Source organism: Sphingobacterium sp. SRCM116780, assembly GCF_021442025.1.
Classification (GTDB): domain Bacteria; phylum Bacteroidota; class Bacteroidia; order Sphingobacteriales; family Sphingobacteriaceae; genus Sphingobacterium.
This window is the reverse complement of sequence record NZ_CP090446.1, coordinates 3539333-3562193: the sequence shown is the minus strand read 5'-3', so window position 1 is coordinate 3562193 and position 22861 is coordinate 3539333. Positions and strand designations below refer to the sequence as shown.

General features: G+C 36.6%; 17 protein-coding genes. 7 read left to right on the top strand and 10 right to left on the bottom strand.

All coding sequences use genetic code 11. The annotated features are described in order from the left end of the window. Positions 1-39: 39 nt before the first annotated feature. Entirely contained in the window at positions 40-888 is an 849-nt protein-coding gene (locus tag LZQ00_RS15335) for a hypothetical protein (RefSeq protein ID WP_234510140.1), read from the bottom strand. 149 nt (positions 889-1037) lie between these two features. Between LZQ00_RS15335 and LZQ00_RS15330 the strand changes: the two genes are divergently transcribed. Together LZQ00_RS15330 and LZQ00_RS15325 are read left to right on the top strand one after the other, a co-directional pair. After that, positions 1038-1613, top strand: coding sequence for an RNA polymerase sigma factor (locus LZQ00_RS15330; RefSeq protein WP_234510139.1), 576 nt, complete (start codon positions 1038-1040; stop codon positions 1611-1613). Next, positions 1613-2812 carry an outer membrane beta-barrel protein gene (locus tag LZQ00_RS15325; protein ID WP_234510138.1) on the top strand — a complete coding sequence of 400 codons (1200 nt, stop codon included), beginning with the start codon at positions 1613-1615 and terminating at the stop codon, positions 2810-2812. Before LZQ00_RS15330 ends, LZQ00_RS15325 begins: the two co-directional genes overlap by 1 nt. A gap of 64 nt (positions 2813-2876) precedes the next feature. Here the strand turns inward: LZQ00_RS15325 and LZQ00_RS15320 are convergent, their stop codons facing one another. Continuing rightward, entirely contained in the window at positions 2877-4184 is a 1308-nt protein-coding gene (locus LZQ00_RS15320) for a hypothetical protein (protein ID WP_234510137.1), read from the bottom strand. A 509-nt stretch (positions 4185-4693) separates the two neighbouring features. Here LZQ00_RS15320 and LZQ00_RS15315 point away from each other — a divergent pair. After that, entirely contained in the window at positions 4694-5230 is a 537-nt protein-coding gene (locus tag LZQ00_RS15315) for a toxin-antitoxin system YwqK family antitoxin (protein ID WP_234510136.1), read from the top strand. 183 nt (positions 5231-5413) lie between these two features. On the opposite strand, the gene LZQ00_RS15310 is transcribed toward LZQ00_RS15315, so the two are convergent. After that, entirely contained in the window at positions 5414-6775 is a 1362-nt protein-coding gene (locus tag LZQ00_RS15310) for a Gfo/Idh/MocA family protein (protein ID WP_234510135.1), read from the bottom strand. Positions 6776-6872: 97 nt separating this feature from the next. Between LZQ00_RS15310 and LZQ00_RS15305 the strand changes: the two genes are divergently transcribed. Further along, positions 6873-7019, top strand: a complete 147-nt coding sequence (locus tag LZQ00_RS15305; RefSeq protein ID WP_234510134.1) for a hypothetical protein — start codon at positions 6873-6875, stop codon at positions 7017-7019. Positions 7020-7314: 295 nt separating this feature from the next. Here the strand turns inward: LZQ00_RS15305 and LZQ00_RS15300 are convergent, their stop codons facing one another. From LZQ00_RS15300 to LZQ00_RS15275, 6 genes are all read right to left on the bottom strand, one after another. Continuing rightward, on the bottom strand, positions 7315-8280 hold the full coding sequence (locus tag LZQ00_RS15300; protein WP_234510133.1) for a transporter: 966 nt from the start codon (positions 8278-8280) through the stop codon (positions 7315-7317). A gap of 9 nt (positions 8281-8289) precedes the next feature. After that, positions 8290-10014 (bottom strand): amidohydrolase, encoded by a 1725-nt coding sequence (locus LZQ00_RS15295; protein ID WP_234510132.1) that lies wholly within the window; start codon positions 10012-10014, stop codon positions 8290-8292. Positions 10015-10322: 308 nt separating this feature from the next. Then, on the bottom strand, positions 10323-11771 hold the full coding sequence (locus LZQ00_RS15290) for a TolC family protein (RefSeq protein ID WP_234510131.1): 1449 nt from the start codon (positions 11769-11771) through the stop codon (positions 10323-10325). Beyond that, positions 11764-14931 (bottom strand): efflux RND transporter permease subunit, encoded by a 3168-nt coding sequence (locus LZQ00_RS15285; protein ID WP_234510130.1) that lies wholly within the window; start codon positions 14929-14931, stop codon positions 11764-11766. The genes LZQ00_RS15290 and LZQ00_RS15285 overlap by 8 nt, the downstream gene beginning before the upstream one ends. Before the next feature lie 20 nt (positions 14932-14951). Continuing rightward, on the bottom strand, positions 14952-16040 hold the full coding sequence (locus LZQ00_RS15280) for an efflux RND transporter periplasmic adaptor subunit (protein ID WP_234510129.1): 1089 nt from the start codon (positions 16038-16040) through the stop codon (positions 14952-14954). A gap of 173 nt (positions 16041-16213) precedes the next feature. Next, positions 16214-16609: a hypothetical protein gene (locus tag LZQ00_RS15275; RefSeq protein ID WP_234510128.1), complete on the bottom strand. Its 396-nt coding sequence runs from the start codon at positions 16607-16609 to the stop codon at positions 16214-16216. A 450-nt stretch (positions 16610-17059) separates the two neighbouring features. Between LZQ00_RS15275 and LZQ00_RS15270 the strand changes: the two genes are divergently transcribed. Further along, positions 17060-18115, top strand: coding sequence for an MBL fold metallo-hydrolase (locus tag LZQ00_RS15270; protein ID WP_234510127.1), 1056 nt, complete (start codon positions 17060-17062; stop codon positions 18113-18115). 2 nt (positions 18116-18117) lie between these two features. Here the strand turns inward: LZQ00_RS15270 and LZQ00_RS15265 are convergent, their stop codons facing one another. Then, positions 18118-19356, bottom strand: coding sequence for a glycosyltransferase (locus LZQ00_RS15265; protein WP_234510126.1), 1239 nt, complete (start codon positions 19354-19356; stop codon positions 18118-18120). A gap of 156 nt (positions 19357-19512) precedes the next feature. Here LZQ00_RS15265 and LZQ00_RS15260 point away from each other — a divergent pair, with 156 nt between their 5' ends. Next, positions 19513-22104 carry a phosphatidylglycerol lysyltransferase domain-containing protein gene (locus LZQ00_RS15260; protein ID WP_234510125.1) on the top strand — a complete coding sequence of 864 codons (2592 nt, stop codon included), beginning with the start codon at positions 19513-19515 and terminating at the stop codon, positions 22102-22104. 10 nt (positions 22105-22114) lie between these two features. Next, positions 22115-22789, top strand: coding sequence for an AcvB/VirJ family lysyl-phosphatidylglycerol hydrolase (locus LZQ00_RS15255; RefSeq protein WP_234510124.1), 675 nt, complete (start codon positions 22115-22117; stop codon positions 22787-22789). Positions 22790-22861 lie beyond the last annotated feature (72 nt).

Genomic DNA, 22861 nt, shown 5'->3' with positions numbered 1-22861 from the left:
AATTTTCTGATTATTAGTTTAGAATCTTATTGTAAAATTTTATTGAGCGGGAGCAATCGCTGTTGTTTCGTTTAAAATAGGCCATACACCTGGTTGAGGATAACTAATCCCTTTGTTATCACCACGTACCTGATCTTGACCGAAATAATATACTGGCCAGCCTTTATACGTTAATTGCTTTTTCCCAAAGACTGAAATAACAGCAATATCAGTCACAACGACCATAGAGGGTAAGGAGCCACTTTCTTTTTGGAAGATCGGCCAAAGGCCATCATTACTGAAATCAGAAGCGGTGTAGTTGTTCGTCTTAAATCTATCATGCTGAAACGAATAAAGTGTTCTACCCTTGTCGTCTGTTAAATAGATCGTATTCCCTTCACCTTCGGTATAATCACTCAAATATTTTTTTCCAGTATGTCCGATGAGTTGTCCATTTGCTACCATAAGTAGGTAATCTGGCTTTGCTACGTACCAAATTTTTCCTACAGCATCGCCTCTTACTTGACCAGATTGATTATCCCCAGAGAAATAATAGAGCGGCCAACCTTTATAGGTAGTCTGTTTGCTTCCATCGTTTCTTGTGATTTCTCCTAGCTGACTTTTATCAATTTTTGAATCGTTGCTTGTCTTGTTGTTATGATAAATTGGCCAAGTAGCCAAGCAATTTCCTGTACATGTAGATATACCTTTTGTATCGTTTGAAAAAAAGTAGAGTGTTTTTCCATCGGCATCAGTCAATATGGTACCGAATGTAGCATTTTCTAAGGTCTTGATCCCGGTATTGCTATTTTGTATTTCGTCTCCATCATTTTTTGAGCAAGATGAAAACATCGTTAAAAAAGCAACGGCTAAAAAAGCGATTTTTACATTTTTTTTGTAGCGTATCATATTTAAGTAGGGTTTGGTTTCTAAATGATTACGATGCTTGTATGGTATTGGTTGCCTATGGTTAAAAAAAATAATAACATTGAGACAACCTTTTTGTTATAGCTATCGTATACTACATTATTTATCTAGGAAAAGCAGTAATATCGGTGGTGATCAAAGAAATTGACGACAACAATATCCAAATTATTAAAGGGTGTATAAAAGAGGATCAGAGATCACAAAAAGATCTTTACACACGATATTATGCTTTAGCATTGGGGATATGTCTACGCTATTCCAATAACAAAGAAGACGCGATAGGAATATTAAACGATGGTTTTTTTAAAGTGTTTACCAATATAAAAAAATATGATTTTGAAAAACCCTTTTCAGCATGGATGAGCAAAATCATGAGGAATACAGGAATTGATTTCTACCGAACAAAAATTAGATTAGGTAGTGTCGTAGATATATCCTCCTATGAGCATATAATAATTGATGATGAAACAATTTCTCAAAAATTAAACTATGATGATCTTTTGATGATGGTTCATAGACTCCCCCCTGCATACCGTACTGCTTTTAATCTTTACGCAATTGATGGTTATAAACATGATGAAATTAGCGAAATGCTTGGTATTGCTGTAGGGACATCAAAATCAAATTTGCATAAAGCACGTGAACGCTTAGCAGAAATGGTAAGAAGTCAAAATTCAATACTAGGTAAAATTGAGGAGGATAACTGATGGAAAAGGATAAGAATAACATAGACGAGCTATTTAGAAAGGGTTTAAGTAATCCTCAATTCGAGTTTAACGAGGAGCATTGGAAGAATATGCAAGTACGATTAGATAAAACCCGGACTAGAAAGAAAGCCAAACAGATTTTTATTTTAATAGTAAGCGCAGCAGCTATAGCGACTTTATTTTTTATCTGGAATAGCAATAGATCAATATCTGATTCTGAGATAGATAATTCTATTCAAGAAATTGTAAAAAGTTCCCCAATAAAGAAACAAAAAGAAGAAGTTGTGAATGGAAGTAGCTCTCCTATAGAGAAGCGACAAGAAAAAGAAAATAAGCAATCACAGTTGGAGGATACTTTTACAGAGAATTTAGAGATAAAAAATAATTTAAAGACTTGGCGACAGGATGCTTTTATTGATGTTGTTGACTTAAAAAATAAGGCGATTCAGCGCTCTTTTCTGCGTACGATTTCTATTCCGAAAATGAAAGGTAATATAAAGTCTACCTATAGTTCTAACTTACAGAGTGAAAGTCTTGAAACAAATGAGCGTAAACCTGCTACAATAATCGCGGAAACCATTTTTGCACCACCCAATTTGCAAGAGAAGGAAAGATCGGTTTTAAGTGTTCTGGCAGGTCCTGATTTATCCAGTGTCAGGGGATCCGGAACTTCCTCTCTTAGCGAAAATATAGGTGTGCTTTATTCATATCCTGTGATCAAAGGGCTTAGTCTATCTTTGGGGGCAACCTATGCAAAGAAAAATTATAAATCTTCTTATAACCTCTATTCGCCAGCAAATCCACCCCAATTAACACAGCTACCTAGTCAAGTTCATGCCGAATGTGATGTCATCGATATACCATTGACAGCAAACTATACTATTTTGAAAAACAAAAAATTGAAATTTAATGTAAGCGCGGGTCTTTCCAGTTATTTTATGCTAAAAGAGAAGTATACATTTGACTATGATGGAGAAGGAAGCTATGGAAATCAGAAAAGTGCAGTTTATGAAGTCAATGGAGAAAATCAACATATATTTGGTATTGCAGATTTTTCTATATCTATTGAAAAGAAAATTAACGATAAAATCAATGTGGGTATAAAACCATTTGTTAAAATGCCTCTTACCGGAATCGGATATGGGAGAGTAGCATTAGAATCAAAAGGTGTCGCTTTTATGTTGGGGGTAAGTCTATGATACATGCATGCAGTTTGAGGAAATACTATCCTCCAGTTGATGATCGCGTAAAACTTTAGTTTCCCTACTTCCTTTGCTTTAGCATATATAAATTGTTAAAGTCTGTCGCAAATAATTTGTACTTCAATTTGGGATGTGCGTAGAAGAGATAGGATTCAAAGGGTTCATATTTACTGAAATACTCATCTTTATATTCTCTGTTCAAACTTCCGATATTTTTACCGTCAATTTCGATTTTGGAAAATTTCCACTCTTCATCCAAAACAAATGTTTCTTTAAATTTTAGGGTGTCTGGATCATTGATTAATAAAGAATACAACTCGCCCAACCAGACTTCCGAAATATTAGCACCACCATCACCTCCAGCGGATTGAACGATTCTTTTATACTTTCTTTTTGCGAAATATCGGGAAGGAATATTTGGAGATTTTATGATCTCACTTTCGAGGCGATCAACTTTTCTTACAAAAAGATCATTGGTCTTATCACCTTTTCCATAAAAATAGTCATCAGGTTTGTCAGAGATTTCATCCACATAGAAAATATTCCACACATTATTTTCCAAATAAATTATCTTGTCATACTCTTTCTGAACAGAATCTTTTGTGAAAAAGGAAGATTCAGTAAAGAATAACGGTGAATTTTTTGCAATGGATTGGAAAAACTTATCGTTCTCTTTTTCTGTCCATTTAAAATCTCTGTTGTGAGCGATTAGTGGCTTTCGGAGCGTATCCCCATCAATTGCCCAAGTTTTATAATAATCATCCTGTGCATTGAACAAATAACCTTGAAATAAAATTTCCTCATTTTTGTAGCCATTTTGCAAGTAAGTATATCTGTCCTTCAGCAACCCTGTACGATCATATTTGCAATAATCGTAAATTTTGAAGCGATTATCATCATTAACGATGGAGTTTCGTTCATTTCTTGTAATCAAATCATCATTTGTCGTTATATAACATTGAATCCTGTATTCACTCTTCGATAAAAACGTCAATTCAGAATTGCCGAATGCTATTTTTGGTTGATTAATATCTTGATAGTCTTTATATTGTGGAGGAAGCTTTTCCGAATGAAATAAATTTCGAACCCAAATATCAACATTGAAAGCCCCTGATGCATAAATTCCTGCAGAAATGATCAATAAAATAATGCAGAAAAGCCACATCAATTTCTGTTGCTTTTTGAAAAATTGAAATATGAAATAAAAAAAGAAACTGCCGATAGCAACAATAGGGGTGATATAGATGTATCCTAAGATAGCATATCCGCTCATCGGCATCATCCAAATGAAAATACCATATAAAATCAGTCCACCGACAGTAAATCCAAGCGCATGGAGAAATTGAGAAGTTTTTGATTTTTTTTCCATTTGTATTAACAGTATTGCTCTGGTTAATGTTTTCCTTTCTCAAGCTGACAGAAGCACCTTCACTGCGCCTTTAATATACCAAGTATGATGAAATAGTATTGGATATAAATTTTCTTGAACCTTTTTAGTAAAGAGCAGAATCACTTATAGTTTTATCTCTAAAACTTGTCCATCTTCTTTTATTTGTACAAATTTACTTTCTCTTTTGCCCATGTTATAGTTGTAAAAAAAGGTGCTATAAACGGGCGAACTCGCTAAAGCCTGACCATATACGTTATAAGAAGTACTTCTGTTTTGTATCTGTTCTTCCCTCAATCGTCGAATTGCCAATACTAAACATTCCTCTGCTAGTTTTTTATCAAAAAAACCTTATAGATAATACATTTTATTTTGTGCTAAAGAAGAAAATCCGACCAATAGAAAAAGAGAGAAAAAAAATTGAATTTTCATGTCAAATTAAATCTATAATTATAAAATTAATAATACTTTTGTAAAGTAAATAAATTTATATGAAAAAAATAATATTAATTCTATTGTTTTTTCCTGTTTTTCTATACGCTCAGGAGAAATGCGGTTTCGTGAATGGTTTACAAGAAGGACATTGTCTCTTTTACTATGATAATGGAAACAAAAAGTGGGATCAACATTGGAAAAAAGGAAAGCTAGATGGAGATTATATTGCTTATTTTGAAAATGGCAAAGAAAAGGCTAAAGGTGTTTATAAGAGAGATAAGAAAGTGGGAATCTGGGTATATTACGATGAAAAGGGTTTGAAAACAGGTATTGAAAAATACAAAGGTTGGAAAGGAAACACGTATATTAATGATGTAGAAACCACATACTATAAAAATGAAAAAGTAGAATCTGTTGGACGGTTTTTAAACGATGGACAAGAGGGCAAATGGCAATCCTTTTATGAAAGTGGAAAATTAAAGGGTGAATCTACTTTTGTAAATGGCAAAAGAGAAGGTGAAAGTAGATCTTACGACGAGAACGGAAATTTAACAAAAACCGAAAACTACAAAAACGGAGAATTAGTGAATTAATCAATGATCTTTCGTTATAAAAATAGGCTGTATCTCACAAACGGTGTATATAAAAAATATGGAGTCCAGTTATAATCTATAGCTGGACTCTGTATTTTAATTTAAAGCTGCCATATTCGTCTATAAAGTGAATAACGATCATTTTTCCCCTTTTTTATAGCTCTTCTTCCGAGCTTACTTAGTTTATATCCGATAAGGATGTTGCCAAGGTGCCCGATAAGATTTTCTTAACAACTTCGTTGCTTCTGGATCGTCCACACATATTTTTTTCTGCGGATCATATACCAGTGGACGATTCAATTGCATGGATAGATTAGCGAGGATACAACTTGCAGTCGATATGTATCCCTCTTCAATATCTGCAACAGGCAGATGATCATGTTCAATCGCCGATAGGAGATCCAGCATATGTCGCCGAGTGGCAGGTGCGGTATGTAGTTCAATCCTAGGCTCCTTTAAATCTTCAGGAAACTTCTCTTTCTCATAGACCACATCCTGAAGGATACGATCCCCTTTACCGATTGGAATAAACTCATACTTCATGACACTTCCCTTTAAAGTGCCTTTGTCCCCGTAGATAATAAATGCCCAAGGATATTCGGGATCAGCTGGAGTACCCCATGTCCGATGTTGCCATACACAGTTTAGATCATCATATTCGAAAATAGCCGTCTGCGTATCCGCAATAGTTGACTTTCCTTCTTTTTGAACATAAATCCCCCCAGTTGCACTGATCTTTTTCGGCCATTTTAGCTGTAGCAACCAACGCACTGCGTCAAACATATGCATACCCATATCACCCGTAATGCCATTCCCATATTCCATAAACGTGCGCCACCAACCGCCATGCGGTAAGCCATCATACGGACGGAGAGGAGCAGGGCCCGTCCATAGGTCATAATCAAGAAAATCTGGAACGCGTTCCAAAAGAGGGTTTCCATTCATTCGCATATGATAGTAGCAACACATTTCCACATGTGATATTTTACCGAGCAACCCCTGGTCTATTACACGTTTTTTAGCATCAATGAGATGGGGAGTACTTCTCCGCTGTGTGCCTACTTGTACTTTTTTATTATATTTCCGCGCTGCGCTGAGTATAGCTGCTCCCTCCAATACATCAATGCTAACAGGTTTCTGTAAATAAAGATGTGCACCTGCGCGCATGGCATCAATCGCTTGTAGCGTATGCCAATGATCTGGTGTACCAATAAGCACGAGATCCAATTGATGATTCGCAAGCATTTTCCTATAATCTTTGTAGAGCGCAGGAACCTTCCTGGAGATTTGTCGTTCACTGATCAGTTTCCCAGCCTCCTGTAGGTGGTTGCTGTCTACATCAGAAATGGCGACAACCTGGACATCGCTGACTTGCATCAGTCTAAAAAGATCACTTTTTCCGTACCAACCTGCTCCAATCAACGCGACCCGCATGTTTTTCGCTGTGCCCGTAAAGGACAACCCTTTTGCTTGTAATGCCGATAACGTTAAAACAGCGGTAGCACCTTGAATGAATTGTCTTCGGTTCAGATTAAAGTCAGCCATCATGTATGGGTTTAGTATTCTTTAGGAGAACAACAAAGAAAAGAAGATAATGTTTATTTCTCAATAAATTCTTTAACGAGTTAACGTAGAAAAGAGCATGATTATCCCAGTGGAAATAGGTGCTTATGCGATACTTGATGATAGGGAAAAAATAGTTGCTGTAAATACTGAAATACAGCAATCCATTATTCATTATTTCAGTATGGATAACTTGATAAAACATCGGGATCAACTGGTAAACTAGTAGGGAGCTGATTCGTACCTCATTCGTACCTTGTTCGTACCTCGTTCGAACAAACACGAATAAGGTACGTCTGAAGTACGAATAAAGTTCGTTTAAAATACTAAGTAAACTAGACGTTGATACCCTATTGGTAATGAAGAAATCCAAAGGTAGATCATGAGGAAAACGATCGGATTTAACGAAAATGACCTTGGTAATACTTTACCAAAGTCAACTTGTTCTGCTCTAAGGAAGTCAGTGCTCCATATGGAACTTTCTTAATGAAGAGTTATTCTTTTATAATGGCTTATCGTGATTAATGCGTACCATCCTTTGTTGGGATTAAAATATTGACCCCTGCTTGAAAGGCCATTCCGCCAAAGCGATTTTCTGTTGCAAAATTTTGGGTGATACGTGCCATTGCCCCAATCTTACGTGGCACAATCCAATAGGAAACGAAACCACCGACACCCGCTGTTTGATCAGACAAAAAACTACCCTCTGTTCCTTTATCGTCAGAAACTTGCTTGGTGTAATGACCGAATAACCCAACTTCATCACCCCGATCGTTTAACAGGTACGAGCCGCCCATATCAACAGTAAGATGACTTCCTTCTTTGAAATCTGTATTTTTCTGCCATTGGTTAATCTCTAAAGTTGGTGCCACACTTAAATTGATTTTTGGTTGAGGTTTGTACTGTAAAGCTCCTCGAATATTATGTGACCAATACCCATGTCCACCATTATCTAAACTATTGTGTTCATATTTTCCTGTAGGTGCCCAAACCCCATAGTTTAAAGCATATTTAAAATTACCTTCTTTCCATGACAACCAGATGGGCTGAATATACATGTCACCAAACCCAATGCTTTTATTGGCAAAGTTATACCTGCCCGAACTGGTCTGTTGCGAATAATAATCTAATGCGATACTGGCCGTTGGACTATTTAATGTCGGGATAATCATCATTCCCCAATCTGCATTTAGAATTTTCCCCTTACCGCCATAAATAGCCATTAAAATAAACGAATGCGTTTTGACATTCTGCTCGATATTTAAGGAAGTGGGATTGGCGGGTACAGGATTGATTAATTGATCCGATTTATTGCCCTCTTTATTATAATAATTCATGTTTGCATAGCCATACCATACAGGAATAATAAAGCCAGCATGAGGGGCAAAATAATCGTTGGGATTAAAGGAGGAGCCATTGTAATGACCCTGAGCGAAACTACTGATACTAACCAATATGAGTAGTAGTAAATGGATAATCTTTTTCATAAAATACGTTTATCTTTTAAATACTGTTTTGCCTTCTTTGATGGTTTCTAAAACCTGAATAGACCGTAGTTCTTTTGGATCTATGGTTAACGGGTCTTTATCTAGAATAACCAAGTCGGCTAGTTTACCTTCCTTTAACGAACCTTTTATATTTTCCTCCTGATATTGGTAGGCTGCATGTATGGTGATCGCTTTTAAAGCATCGATCACAGGAATACGCTGATCTGGACCTAAGACCATACCAGAGCGTGTTATTCTGTTGACTGCGGCATATACACCTGTTAATAAATCTGGAGGAGTAACAGGAGCATCGTGGTGGATGGTAAAGGTTATCCCAGCATCTTTAGCCGCTTTTGCAGGGCTTATAAATGCAGCTCTTTCTGGACCAAAAACACTGTTGTAATGCCAGTCTCCCCATAAATATACATGGGCTGAAAAATAAGAAGGAATCACCCCAATCTCTTTAATTTTCGCGATATGATCAGGTCTACTATTTTGTACATGTATTAAGGTAGCTCTGAGCGCTGGTTTGTAGATTCCCTCTGCTTTTAATTTTCCGATAACACGTAAAGCTTGATCAATAGCGGCATCTCCATTCACATGAAGTTGTGCGGTTATATTTTTCGAAAAAATGGTTTTTAAATCCGCGTAAAGCACTTCATCTGTAAAGATCGGAAATCCTTTATAGTCTTTATTTTGTCCTTCTGGAGGAACTAAGTAAGGTTTTGTCAACCAAGCTGTTTTGCCTTGAGGAGACCCGTCATCAGAAAATTTGAAACCACCAACCTTGAGTCGGTTTTTATATTTCATGTAATTGGGCAAGAAAGATTCCCAATCTTTTTTGTTCGCTTCAAAATCAGGGAAATAAATAACATCGGCTTTTAATAGGTTTTTTTCTGCAGCTTCACGAAGCAAAGAAAGTCCTACTCCCATGGTTCTACCATCACAAATCGTTGTTTGACCATAACTGAACCATTCATCCTGTGCAGCTAAAAAATCTTTAAGCGATTGGGAAAGACCCTCTGTTTTGGCAGGTTTTGGTAAAAGTTCCGTTAATTTCATGAGCGCAGTAAAACTGGCATTTTCCTCGAGCTTTCCATTTAAACGATTGGTTTTAGGGTCTCTTCCATAGTGTCCTCCTTCAGGATCTTTTACATCTTCAGGGATCTGTAGCAAGTTGAACATGGCACTATTGGCAACACTCGCATGACCTGAAGTATGAATCACGATGATCGGATGTGTTGTGCTTACGGCGTCCAATTCCTCACGAGTAGGATGTCGATGTTCCGTGATGATCGCATCATCGTATCCATTTCCCATAACAGGAGTCGTGGCATCTAATTGATGTTTGCCGATATAATCCTTTAATGTCGCTTGGAGCTCCGCGATATTATTAACAGTACCATAGGGACTTGGCGAGAGATCTACAGCTTGTGTCATGCCAGAACGTGAAGTAATATGACCATGCGCGTCAATAAAACCAGGAAGTAAGGTTTTATTTTCTAGATTGATCTGAATGGTTTTGGCACCCACTAAGGACATCGCTTGTTTTTTGTCACCAGCGAACAGAATTTTTCCGTCTTTTACGGCTAAAGCTTCAACTTGAGGTGTACGATCTTCCATCGTTAAAATAGGACCTCCGTAATATATAATATCGGCCTTTTCTTTTACGTTTTTACAGCTTGTGAGTATAAGAAGAAATAAGATGAGTTTACTATTGTAATGTTTCCACATAGCTCATTTTTTAGGTTAAGAAAATTTTTTACTCAACTTATTTAATTGAGCTTTGATAATTATTTCTTATATAAACTCTTTTTAAATTTTAAAGTTTTAATTTTTAACTTTAAAATTTTTAATCCTTCTAAATCAAGAGATTATAATCCAAAAACAAACAAATGTATTTTAATAAAACAATACATATTGGCTATTCATGTAGATAAGTCAAAATGGAGATCAGCACTTCTTCATGCGTGTGTATTGAATGGAGGGAGTATATACAAAAAGAGCTATCTGGTTTGGATAGCTCTTCTCGTTCATAGGATTTATTTCCAACCACCTCCTAGATCACGATACATGTTTGTGACCGTATTCAGTTGATCTCTTTTTGTTGTAATCAGTTCTAATTTTGCTTCTAAAGCATCTCTTTGTGTCATTAAGACTTCAAAATAATCTACCCGAGCGGATTTAAATAAATCATTTGAGATCTCATTTGATTTCGTTAAAGCATCTACTTGTTGCGATTTTAGATCATAACTTTTTTGCAGATTATTAATCTTGGAAAGATGATTGGATACGTTCGCATAGGCGCTTAAGATGGTTTGCTGATAATTATACATCGCCTGCAACTGTACCGCATTCGCTTTGCTAAATTCAGCTTTAATACCACTTTTGTTGATCAAAGGTCCTGCGAGTTCTCCAGCAAGAGAATATAACATCGACTCAGGCATTTTGACAAAATAAGAGGGTTTGAAAGCTTCTAGTCCTAACGTTGCGGAAATGTTAAAGGAAGGATAAAACTCTTTTCGGGCAATTTTTACATCTAACTTCGCCGCCGCTAATTCCAATTCCGCTTTTTTAATGTCAGGTCTGTTTGCCAATAGTTGTGAAGGCACTCCACTACGAACAGCAGGAGAAACCGTTGTCAAGAAACTGTTTTTATCTCTTGGGATTTCCTGTGCATATCGACCTAATAAGAGGTTAATCTTATTTTCCGTCTCTTTTATATCCTGTTTGATTTCATAGGCTAAGCTTTGTGAGTTTAAGACTTCAGCTTTGAATTTCTGAACCGCTAACTCTGTTGATCTTGCCGCTTCTTTTTGAATTTGAATAACTTCGAGCGCTTCTTTTTGTAATTGAATCGTCTGCTGTATCACTTCCAGCTGATTATCCAATGCCAGTAATTCATAATAAGAATTAGCAACTTCAGCAACCAAATTGGTCAAGACAAAATTCTTTCCTTCTACAGTAGAAAGATAGCGTGATATGGCAGCCTTTTTTTGATCATGCAATTTCCCCCAGATATCAACCTCCCAGTTACCTGTAATGGCTGCTTCGTAATTCATGAGCGGATCTGGCATGTTCTTGCCAGGCGTAATTTCTGTAGAAGCATCACCCGCACCTTGACTGGTATAGCGACCTACTTTTTCTACGCCAGCTCCAATACCAGCCTCTACTGTTGGGAATAATTGTCCTTGTTTGAAACGAACCTCGCTTTTGGCAATTTCTATTTCTTGCAAGGTAATCATCAGCTCTTGATTATTTTTTAAAGCCGTGTCAATAAGATTGCTGAGGTAATGATCCGAAAAGAAATCACGCCAAGGCGTAACAACCATATTTGTCGTGTCATTCGCAAGTGCTACCGAATCCTTACTGTATGTCGTTGGTAGCGCTTTATTTTCTTTAGCAATTGGAATAGCGGGTACCTTACAGCTCGCTGCAGTCAGGCAAATTATGACTATTCCAATGCATTTTTGTATCCTGATATTATCCATTGTTATCGATTTCTTCTGATAAAGGGTTTTCATCTTCATATTCCGTCAATTTGTTTTTAGAAGCTATTTTCCCAAAAATGTAGTATAGCCCAGGGATAATCAACAATCCAAATACAGTTCCAATTAACATACCTCCTGCAGCTGCGGTTCCAATTGTTTTATTTCCGATAGCTCCTGGTCCAGATGCAAATACCAACGGGATTAAACCTGCGATAAAAGCAAAGGATGTCATTAAAATCGGACGGAATCTGACTCCTGCACCTTCAATAGCTGCTGCAAGCACAGAACTACCCGAATTATGTTTCTGTACGGCAAATTCGATAATCAATACCGCATTTTTCCCCAGTAAACCAATGAGCATGACCATGGCAACCTGTGCATAAATGTTGTTTTCTAAACCTAATAACTTCAAGAGAAGGAAGGCTCCAAAAATACCTGCAGGTAAAGAAAGAATCACCGCTAGCGGAAGAATAAAGCTTTCATACTGAGCGGCTAAAATCATGTACACGAAAGTTAAACAGATCAAGAAGATATAGATGGCTTCATTTCCACGTGAAACTTCATCTTTAGATATACCTGCCCACTCAATACCGAAACCTCTAGGTAGGGTCGCGTTTGCTACTTCTGTAACAGCTTTGATCGCTTCACCACTACTATAACCCGATGCAGATGCACCGCTGATTTCGGAAGAATTGTACATGTTGTGTCGGGTGATTTCGGATAAACCATACACTTTTTCTAAACTCATAAAAGCAGCATAGGGCACCATTTCATCGCGATCATTCTTGACATATAATTTGAGGATATCATCTGGCATAGCGCGATATTGTGGCAATGCCTGTACCATGACTTTATATTGTCGATCGTATTTGATAAAGCTAGTCTCATAGTTACTACCGACTAAAGTCGAAAGTGTGTTCATCGCATTATCGATAGTGACTCCTTTTTGTTCTGCTTTTTCATTATCTATCCGAAGCATATATTGTGGAAAACTAGCACTATAAAATGTAAAAACAGAAGTGAGTTCTGGTCTTTTACTAAGTTCTTTCACAAAATCCTTACTAACGGTTTCCATTTTTTTGAAATCTCCAGATCCAGCTTTATCTAAAAGACGTAGTTCGAAACCTCCTGCAGCGCCATAACCAGGTACGGCTGGAGGGCCAAAGAATTCGATCGTAGCACCCGTGATATCTTTCGATTTTTCCTCTAGTTCATGCATGATATCTTGAACAGAACCTTTACGATCTTCCCAACTTTTCAAGTTGATCAAACAAGTTCCAGAATTGGCACCAGTACCTTCCGTTAGGATTTCATATCCAGCCAGAGAAGAAACTGATTTTACTCCATCGATTCCCTTCGCTATTTTTTGAAGTTCCTCTGCAATTTGATTTGTTCTTTCCAACGTTGATCCTGGAGGTGTTTGAATAATCGCGTAGAACATACCTTGATCTTCATTCGGGATAAAACCAGATGGAAGACTATTGTTTAAGAAAAATATGGCAGAACAGAAAGCCGCTAAGAGCACAAATGTTACGAGTCTCTTATTGACGATTTTGCTTAATAGATTTTGGTAACGATTAGCTCCCTTGGTGAAGAGATTGTTAAAACTGTCTAAGGCCTTACTTAACCACGTTTTCTTCTTTGGTTTTCCATGCTCATTTTTTAATATCATTGCACATAAAGCAGGAGTAAGTGTCAGTGCGACAACACCAGAAAGAATAATCGCGGTTGCCATGGTGATGGAGAACTGCCGATAAAATATCCCGACAGGTCCTGACATAAAGGCCACAGGAATAAATACTGCTGCCATAACGAAGGTAATCGCAATGATGGCTCCACTAATTTCATGCATCGCTTCTTCTGTTGCTTTCATTGGAGATAGATTTTTCTCCTCCATTTTAGCATGAACAGCTTCGATGACGACAATGGCATCATCGACGACGACCCCAATGGCCATGACTAATGCAAATAGGGTAATGAGATTCAGCGTAATACCAAACATAGACATCAGGGCAAAAGTTCCAATCAAAGAAACGGGAACTGCCATAGCAGGAATTAAGGTGGATCGCCAGTCTCCCAAAAATAGAAAGACAACAATACCCACGAGAATAAATGCCTCTAATAACGTATGGACAACTTTCTCAATAGAGGCATCCAGAAATTTGGAAACATCATAACTGATCTCATAATCCATTCCTTTAGGGAAAGTTGTTGATTTGATCTCTGCTAACTTGCTTTTGATGTTTTTAATGACATCACTAGCATTACTTCCATAAGATTGTTTAATGACAATCGCTGCAGAGGGTCTGCCATTCAATGTCGAATAAATATCATAGAAGGAACTTCCGAATTCAACGTTGGCAACATCCTTTACACGTAGGATCTCTCCATTAGCGGTGGATTTTAAAATGATATTTTCATACCCCTCTTTTGTACTGAAACGTCCTGGATATTTTAAAACATACTCAAAAGCTTGTGATCTTTTTCCTGAACTCTCTCCGGTTTTACCTGGAGAAGCTTCCAAACTTTGTTCGTCAAGGGCTTTGAGAACTTCATCAGCAGAAATTTTATAAGCCATCATCCGGTCGGGTTTTAACCAGATACGCATGGCATATTCTCTATTTCCTAAGATATCAGCATCGCCGACACCGTCAATACGTTTGAGTTCGGACAATATATTGATATCCCCATAATTGTAAAGGAAGTTTTGATCGGCTTTAGGATCATTACTAAACAAGTTGATATACACCAACATGCTTGATTCCTCTCTTGTGATCTTTACCCCTTCACGAACAACTAATGGCGGTAATTTATTGATAACAGATGAAACTCTGTTTTGGACATTGACTGCTGCTAAATTGGGATCGGTTCCGAGATTGAAGATAACTTGAATAGAAGCTTCTCCATCATTTCCAGCATCTGAGGTAATGTACTTCATACCAGGAACACCATTAATAGCACGTTCGAGTGGAATAAGTACAGATTTAACCATCAACTCACCATTCGCTCCTGGATATTCCGCGGTGATATTTACTTTGGGAGGAGAGATAGAAGGGAACTGCGTAACGGGTAGTTTGAGCATCGACAATATACCAAGAAAAACAATAATCAAGGATATGACGATAGACAGTACCGGTCTATGTATGAATTTATTAAACATGACTAATTTTTTATGTTGGCTTATTGCGCGTGAATTTGTAAATGAGCAAGAACTTCTTTTGGTGTTTTAAACTCAAATTTAATTTTATCATCATCTTTTACTTTTTGAATACCGTCAATTAAGATGGTGTCACTTTCAGAAAGACCTGAGGAGACAACATATAGATCGGGTAATTCATTACTGATGGTAATATTTCTGGATTTTACAACACCACTTTTGTCAATGACAAAAACGTAGGTTTTGTCTTGAATTTCATATGTTGCTTTTTGTGGGATAATTAACGCATTTTTGAGGGGAACAAGCATCTGAACACGACCTGTTTCACCATTCTTTAATAATTTATCTGGATTTGGAAAACGTGCTCTAAAAGCAATACTTCCTGTTTCATTATTGAATTCACTTTCTATCGTTTCCACTTTCCCTTTGTATTTGAGGGGTTGGTTATTGGCTAAAAGCAAACTTACATTCGTATTGCTTCTATTTTGAATATTAGTTTGATAGTCCAGATATTCGGATTCGGAAACATTAAAATAGGCGTATACCTGACTGTTGTCGGATAGACTTGTTAGGAGTTGACCTTCGTCCACAAGGCTTCCTAATTTTAATGGAATACGATCGACTGTTCCATCAAATGGAGCTCGAATTTCGGTTGCGGTTACATGTAGTTTTGCTAGAGACATTTCTGCCTTTGCTTGATCGACTTTTGCCTGAGCCAATGCGAGCTCATTCTTCGATACAATGTTCTTATCCGCTAATGCTTTCGTGTTTTGGAGTTCTATTTCTTCGGCTTTTACCTGAGCTTGTGTTTTGAGATACTCGGCCTCAAAGAATTTGGGCATTATCTTGAATAAAAGTTGCCCACTTTTGACAGATTGACCTTCATCAACATAAATCTGTTGAAGGTAACCTTTTTCTAATCCTCTGATTTCGATATTACGAACAGATTGGATTTGTGATACATAATCTTTTGAGAAGGTCGTGTCCATACGTATCGGATTGGTCACTTCGTATTGGATTTCTTCAGCTTTTTCTTCTTTTTTAGATGAACAACTTGTCTGAATTAATAGGGCACATAAATTCATGCAAACTATTATTCTAATTCTTTTCATGATTGAAATAATTATAAAATATATGGAAATAAATAGGGGAAATATTCCTGGAGTAGGGAAAAGATCTCAGTCGTTGCGGTTCACACAATAAAAATTGTGGCAGCAAAAAACTATCTTACAATAAATAAGTAATGATGTAAATAATCCTTCTAAAGACTGAAATCAGAGAAATTTCACAGTCTGAGTACGCGTTGAAAAATGTATTTGTCTGTAGAGGTGAACGATTGATTTTGAAATATCGATAAACGACTCTTTAAATTTTTAAAGATAAAAATTAGTGCGACAGCATAGCTGAATAAAGCAATCTGTTTGACTACTGAAACGGAATGGGACTCAAAAACAAGTTCGTCGTCCGTATCATCTTCTGTTAAGTCGTACCTTCTTTCATTTAATCCACTTGTAATAAATGAATTTTGATGAAGAGCCTTAAATCTGACTTCTGGTTTTTTAGTATGAAAAGAAAGAGGAGCATTTGCAAACGTGTGTATTTGCGTATTTCCCAAAACAATTCCATCTCCCTTTAACAGGAAAAAGTTAAAAATTAGGACAAGTACATATATCGCTCTCATATTTGCGGTAAAAGTAATATCAAGAATGAGATATTGCGTATTATTAACATTTTTTAACAGTCAGATTTTTGTCAAAAAGCCAGATATGTCGGGTTTCGTTTATCTATATGTAGTGATCTATTTGTCAGCATTTGCTGTGATTTGAATAAAAGATGTGAGTTTGTTGCTTTTGAGAAATCTATAAAAATACATCTTATGTAAGATAGTCATACCTGTACACATGTTGATTTGAAGGTGTTTTCCTTCCTTTATCATTTCGTCAAATGTCGTTCTAACATGGAAATAAAGCGGTTTTTATACCATCCTTTGTCCAAGGAACCAGGTTATCTCTGGAACATGTATATGTCTCGAAATAAAGTTTTGTTTAGCTTATTTTATTCTATATTTGGTTAAATGAAAATGAGTAAACGTCTATTAATAATTTTTAGTTGCATAATCGTCCTTGTTGGTATGGGAAATATATATTTAATGCGCCCCCTTTTTGGTGGTCAGATTACTGGAGATCGTTTGGATCGAGTGAAAAACTCTCCGAATTATAAGAATTCACAATTCCAAAATTTAGAATATACGCCTGCAGTAAAAGAAGGAGAAAGCTTATTGGGATCAACCTGTGATTTTTTATTTAAAGATCGTGAAATCAGAAGTCCTAAAAACCCGCTACCTGTTGTGCAACAGGATCTTAAATCTTTACCAAGTGAAGATTTGATGATTTGGTTCGGTCATTCTTCCTATCTTTTACAAATTGATGGGAAAAAGATTTTGGTAGATCCTGTTTTTTCCAACAATGCTTCTCCTGTACCAGGAAGTAATAAGCCCTTTAAGATGTCCTATGTTTATCAAGCAGCGGATTTTCCAGCGATTGATCTTTTGTTGATTAGTCATGATCACTATGATCATTTGGATTATGAAACAATAGAAAAGATGGGGCCTCAAATCAAGCGGGTGATATGTGGTCTAGGCGTTGGAGCTCATTTTGAAAGATGGGGCTTTAAAGAGGGCCAGATTACAGAACTAGACTGGTATGATGAAACTACTTTTGAAGACAAGTTTAAAATCATTTCGACTCCTGCTCGTCATTTTTCGGGAAGAAAATTTCAGCGTAACAATACCTTATGGACCTCTTTTGTTTTCCAAACGGAAAAGTATAATTTGTTTTTAGGGGGCGATAGTGGTTATGGTAAACATTTTAAAACAATTGGAGATAAATACGGTCCCTTTGACTTAGCGATATTAGAGAATGGTCAATACAATGAAACGTGGCGCTATATTCATACGATGCCCGAAGAACTGCTAAAGGAGGTTGTTGAACTGAAAGCAAAGCATTTTATTCCAGTTCATTCCGCAAAATTTGCACTCGCTTTACATGATTGGAAGGAACCTTTAGCGCTTGTTGCGAAACATGCTGAAGAAGCAAATATCCCCGTTTTAACACCTAAAATGGGTGAAATTGTTTATTTAAATAAGTTAGATCAATCTTATGAAAAATGGTGGGAGGGACTAAAATAAGTCTACTTTTTGTTTTTCTCTTCAATCCATAAGGATAGATATTTCGTGCTGAGGACAGTATGGTGAAGTAAAAGCTGTCCAATAAAATTTTGCTGACGATGTGCGTGAAGTTGTGCTTTTATGAAACAAATATTGACTAAAAAGTCATCTTCAAATTTTTCGCGCGAATAGCGTTGATTAATAATCTCTGTGCCATTGTGTTGCGCTTCTAACCATAGTTCTTTATGCTTGTACAGCTCGACGGATTTTTCTATAAATTGCTCCCGTTCATTCTCGATAAAACCATTCCAAGGTAGATCACCACGCATCGCTTCTGCTCCGATCGTTGTGGTCACTGTTGGTGTACCTGTCTGCATGGCATCTATGAATTTGCCTTTTAGTCCAGCGCCAAACTGAATAGGTGCAAGCAGCACACGATAGTTGGACATTGTTTCCTGGGCATTGTCCGCTCTTCCATGGACAAAAAACCGTTCTTGAGGATTGTTCAGTTGTAAAACTTTTTGACTGGGATAGGCGCCATAGATGTGGAGGTTTACCTTCGGGATTTCTTTTCGGAGTAAAGGCCAAATTTCAGATTTTAGATATTGTACCGTATGCCAGTTGGGCTCATGTATAAAATTGCCAATAAACATAAAATCGGCTCTTTCTTCATAGGATTTCCAATTTGAAACAGTTTCCGTAGTGATCTGCTCCTCTAGGAAGGGAAGATAATACAGGATGGAATGACTAATACCGAATTGATTGGTCAATAATTGCATCTCCAGTTCAGAGATAATAATCGAGATATCTGAACGTAATATAGCCGCTAGTTCTCTTTTTGCCGTATCGGAATACAATAACGTTTGATCAAATTGTTCTCCATTTTTAGCATTGGATTGTCTTGCGTGCCTCAAAAAGTGTAAATCTTCGGTATCTAAAATACGAATAGCATAAGGACATTCTTGAGCGACGCGCCAGCTATATTGTTCCTCCGTCATAAAACGATCAAAAAGAACAATGCCTGGATTGAGCTCTTGAACAAAATCATTGAAACTACGATCATTTAGTTTAATCTCAACTTCTTTTATCCCCATTGATTTTAAATCGGCACTATAGGGTGATTTTGTAGCAGCACTAGCAAAAGTGATGGTGTTACCATTTTTTTGAAAACTTTTTAGCAATTGTAGCATACGAAATCCTGCTGCCGACGAAGTTGGTTCGGGCCATACTAAACCTATAAAAAGTACTTCTTGTTTTTCCATCGATGGAAATTTACATAAAAAGCAGAAGAATTATTCATCCTATTTTTTATGTCACTGTTTACCACATCGTAAATATTTAAAAAAAGGTTACAATTAATTTATTTTAATGTGGTTAAATACTGTTTATATTTAACTTAGATAATATGTCTTGTAAATATGAAGGATGCGTTACTTAGAGGAATAAGAAAACTCTCTCCTAAAACTTATTGGAAAGAAATGTTAGCTATTTTCATTGTATTATTGGCTTTTGTTTTTTTTAGAAGTGAACGAAAAGAGATCACATCCATTGGGCCTCAATTGGCTTCAGCTGATTTCAATTGGTTACTTATCGGATTGAGTATTACCATAATTTATATCCTTTTACAAGGAGTTATGTATATCTATAGCTTTCGATCGATTGGGCTGAGATTGAACTTGTGGGACGCGGTTGAATTATTTTTGAAAAGAAATTTATTGAGTGTATTTCTTCCAGCAGGAGGAGTTAGTTCCTTAGCCTATACAACTTCTCAATTAAGAAAGAAGCAACTCAATTCGACACAAATTCATCAAGCTGGTGCGATATATGGCTATGTAGGACTTCTAACTGTTTTTATAATAGGTGTCCCGATTATTCTCTATACTGTTTTTGATGATAAGAATTTTGGTAATGCATGGATTTCTCTGCTTATACTGGGCTTGATATTGGGACTCTCTTTTGTTTTCTTTTGGTCAATCCGGGTTAAGAATGGACTGTATACATGGTTGGAAATTAAATTTCCGAAGTTGATCAATAACATCCATGAAATCTTTTCCGCGAATATTCATAAAGGTTATTTGTGGATGACTATTTTAATCTCGATTGGTATAGAATCATGTGGTATTGCACATGCATTTATTAGTATGTATGCGCTTCAAACGCATATTTCATTGGAGGCTGCGGCTGTTGCTTATACGATTTCCGTTGTTTTGATGATGGTGTCCCCATTTCTTCGAGGATTGGGGGCTGTTGAGTTTACCATGTTATACATCTTGACATCTTATGGTTATAGTAAGGAGGAGGGATTGGGAATTACGATTATTTATCGATCTTTTGAGTTTTGGTTGCCCTTGATTTTTGGAGTTTTCTCCTTTATTTGGAGAGGAAGACAGATTATTGCACGTATTTTGCCTGCGATAGCTATTTTCTTATTGGGGGTTATCAATATCATTTCTGTGGCCACGCCGCCATTAGCGGAACGCATGCGACTCGATAAATATTACCTACCGATAGAGGCCATACATGCTTCTAAATTGATGGTTTTGGTTTTGGGATTAGGACTCATGGTGAGTGCAGCCTATCTCATCAAGGGTTATAAATCCGCTTTTTGGATAGCCGTGTTATTTTCTTTTTTCTCCTTGATCGGGCATCTTGGAAAGGCATTGGACTATGAAGAAGCGATCGTCTCGTTGGTTATCATCTTGTTATTGGTGACGAACCGAAGACAGTATCGAATAAAGATGAATAAAAACTGGATGCGAATCGGTTTTGCAACTTTTTTTATAGCACTTGGCTGTGTTTGCTTATTTGGATTTATTAGTTTTTATGTGATTGATAAAAAGCATTTTGGAGTAGCGTTTACTTGGCAACAATCCATATACCATACCATGCAAAGCTTTTTATTGTTTGATGATGAACTACATCCCTTAACAGCATTCGGTAGAGAGTTTCTGAATATTACACACTTTTGGGGTCTTTTCTCATGGATTCTTTTGATCTATACCTGGTTATGTCCTAAGATTATTAAAGATGATGATAATGAACAAAATTCTTTTGGTAAAGCAAAAGGACTGTTGAAGCAGTATGGAAGTTCACCGATGGACTATTTTAAATTAGCGGAAGATAAACAGCTTTATTTTTCTAAGATCACGGATGGTTTTGTGTCCTTTCGTATCTGTCAACCCTTTGCGATTGTTTTGGAGGAACCTGTTTGTGCTTTTGATGATAAGGATGAACTGATTGAAGAGTTTGAGCAGTATTGCCATTCTTTAGGACTTAAATCGATCTATTATCGAGTAGATGAAAACAGTTTGCTTTATTTTAATGCGCTTCGGAAAAGAAAAATTATTATTGGACAAGAGGCCTTGATGGATGTTGCTTCTTTTTCTTTAGAGGGGAAAAGTAGAAAATCGCTTAGAAATGGGTTAAATAGTTTAGAAAAAAAGGGATATACAACGCGTATATTATTGGCTCCGCAACGAACTGAGATTGTGGAAGAATTGAAGAAAGTATCGGATGAATGGCTGACAGTGTTTGATAAAAAAGAAATGATTTTCTCACAGGGACAGTTTAATACTTTGGAAATTGAACAACAGGATGTTATCGTCGTGCAGGATGATCAAGGGAAAATCGTTTCCTTTTTAAACATCATACCTGATTTTACAGAAGGAGAATGTACCTATGATCTTATCCGCAAAGTAGAAGAAGCTCCTAGCGGATGTATGGATGCACTGGTCATCAAACTGGTTGAATATGCGCGAAATAAAAGGTATAAATATATTAATTTGGGCATGGTGCCGATGAGCGGAATAGAATCTCCAGATAATCCTGCAGAGCAAATCATGAAATTTGCTGCTGATAAAGTCGGTTCTTTTAAGCATTATCAGAGTTTGAGAGACTTTAAAGAGAAGTATGCGACTATTTGGGAAAACAAATATTTAGTTTTTGGCAATGATTTTGACTTATTACAATTGCCTCAAGCTTTGTCTAAAGTAATGAAGCCTGAAAATTAATCTTATTAAAATGAAGAGATATAAATTAGGTTTTTTCATAATGTTATTTTTAATAAAAATGTCAGGAATGGCACAATCGAAAGAAGCACCTGTCAAGATTTGGAACAATAATAACAACAGCCCAGTTGTGCTTTACCTAAGTGGAGATGGAGGGTTTAATAATTTTTCGAATAACTATTGTGAACTTTTAGGAAATCAAGGTTATACAGTAGCTGCCGTTGATTCTAAAAGTTTTTTCTGGGATAAAAAATCTCCCGACCAGATTACAAAAGAACTCAGCAACAGTCTGAGTAAGTTATTGGTAAGAAGAACAAATCAGCTTGTTTATTTTGTTGGCTATTCATTTGGAGCAGACGTCATTCCTTTTGTTGTGAATCGATTGTCTGTATCTTGGAAGCAACGATTGAAGGCTGTTGCTCTTCTAGAGCCTTCTTCTTCTACGGATTTGGAAATCCATGTTGCTGATTTATGGGGGAGAAGCAATATCAAAAGAGGTATGGATGTCGTTGCTGAGATTAATAGGATGGTCGGCACTAAAACTTCAATCTTACTTGGCGAGGATGAAACGAACTTCCCTGTTAAACAAATTCATCTGAATGATATACGCACGATATATCTTAAAGGAGATCATCATTTTGATGGTAATGCGTTGGAAGTGGTGAAAGCGACTATAAAAAGTTTCTAATCTTAAGCTATTGATATTTTTATTGTTGTAGATCAATTTTTTACAGCAACAAATTTGATAGGTTTGTTCAAA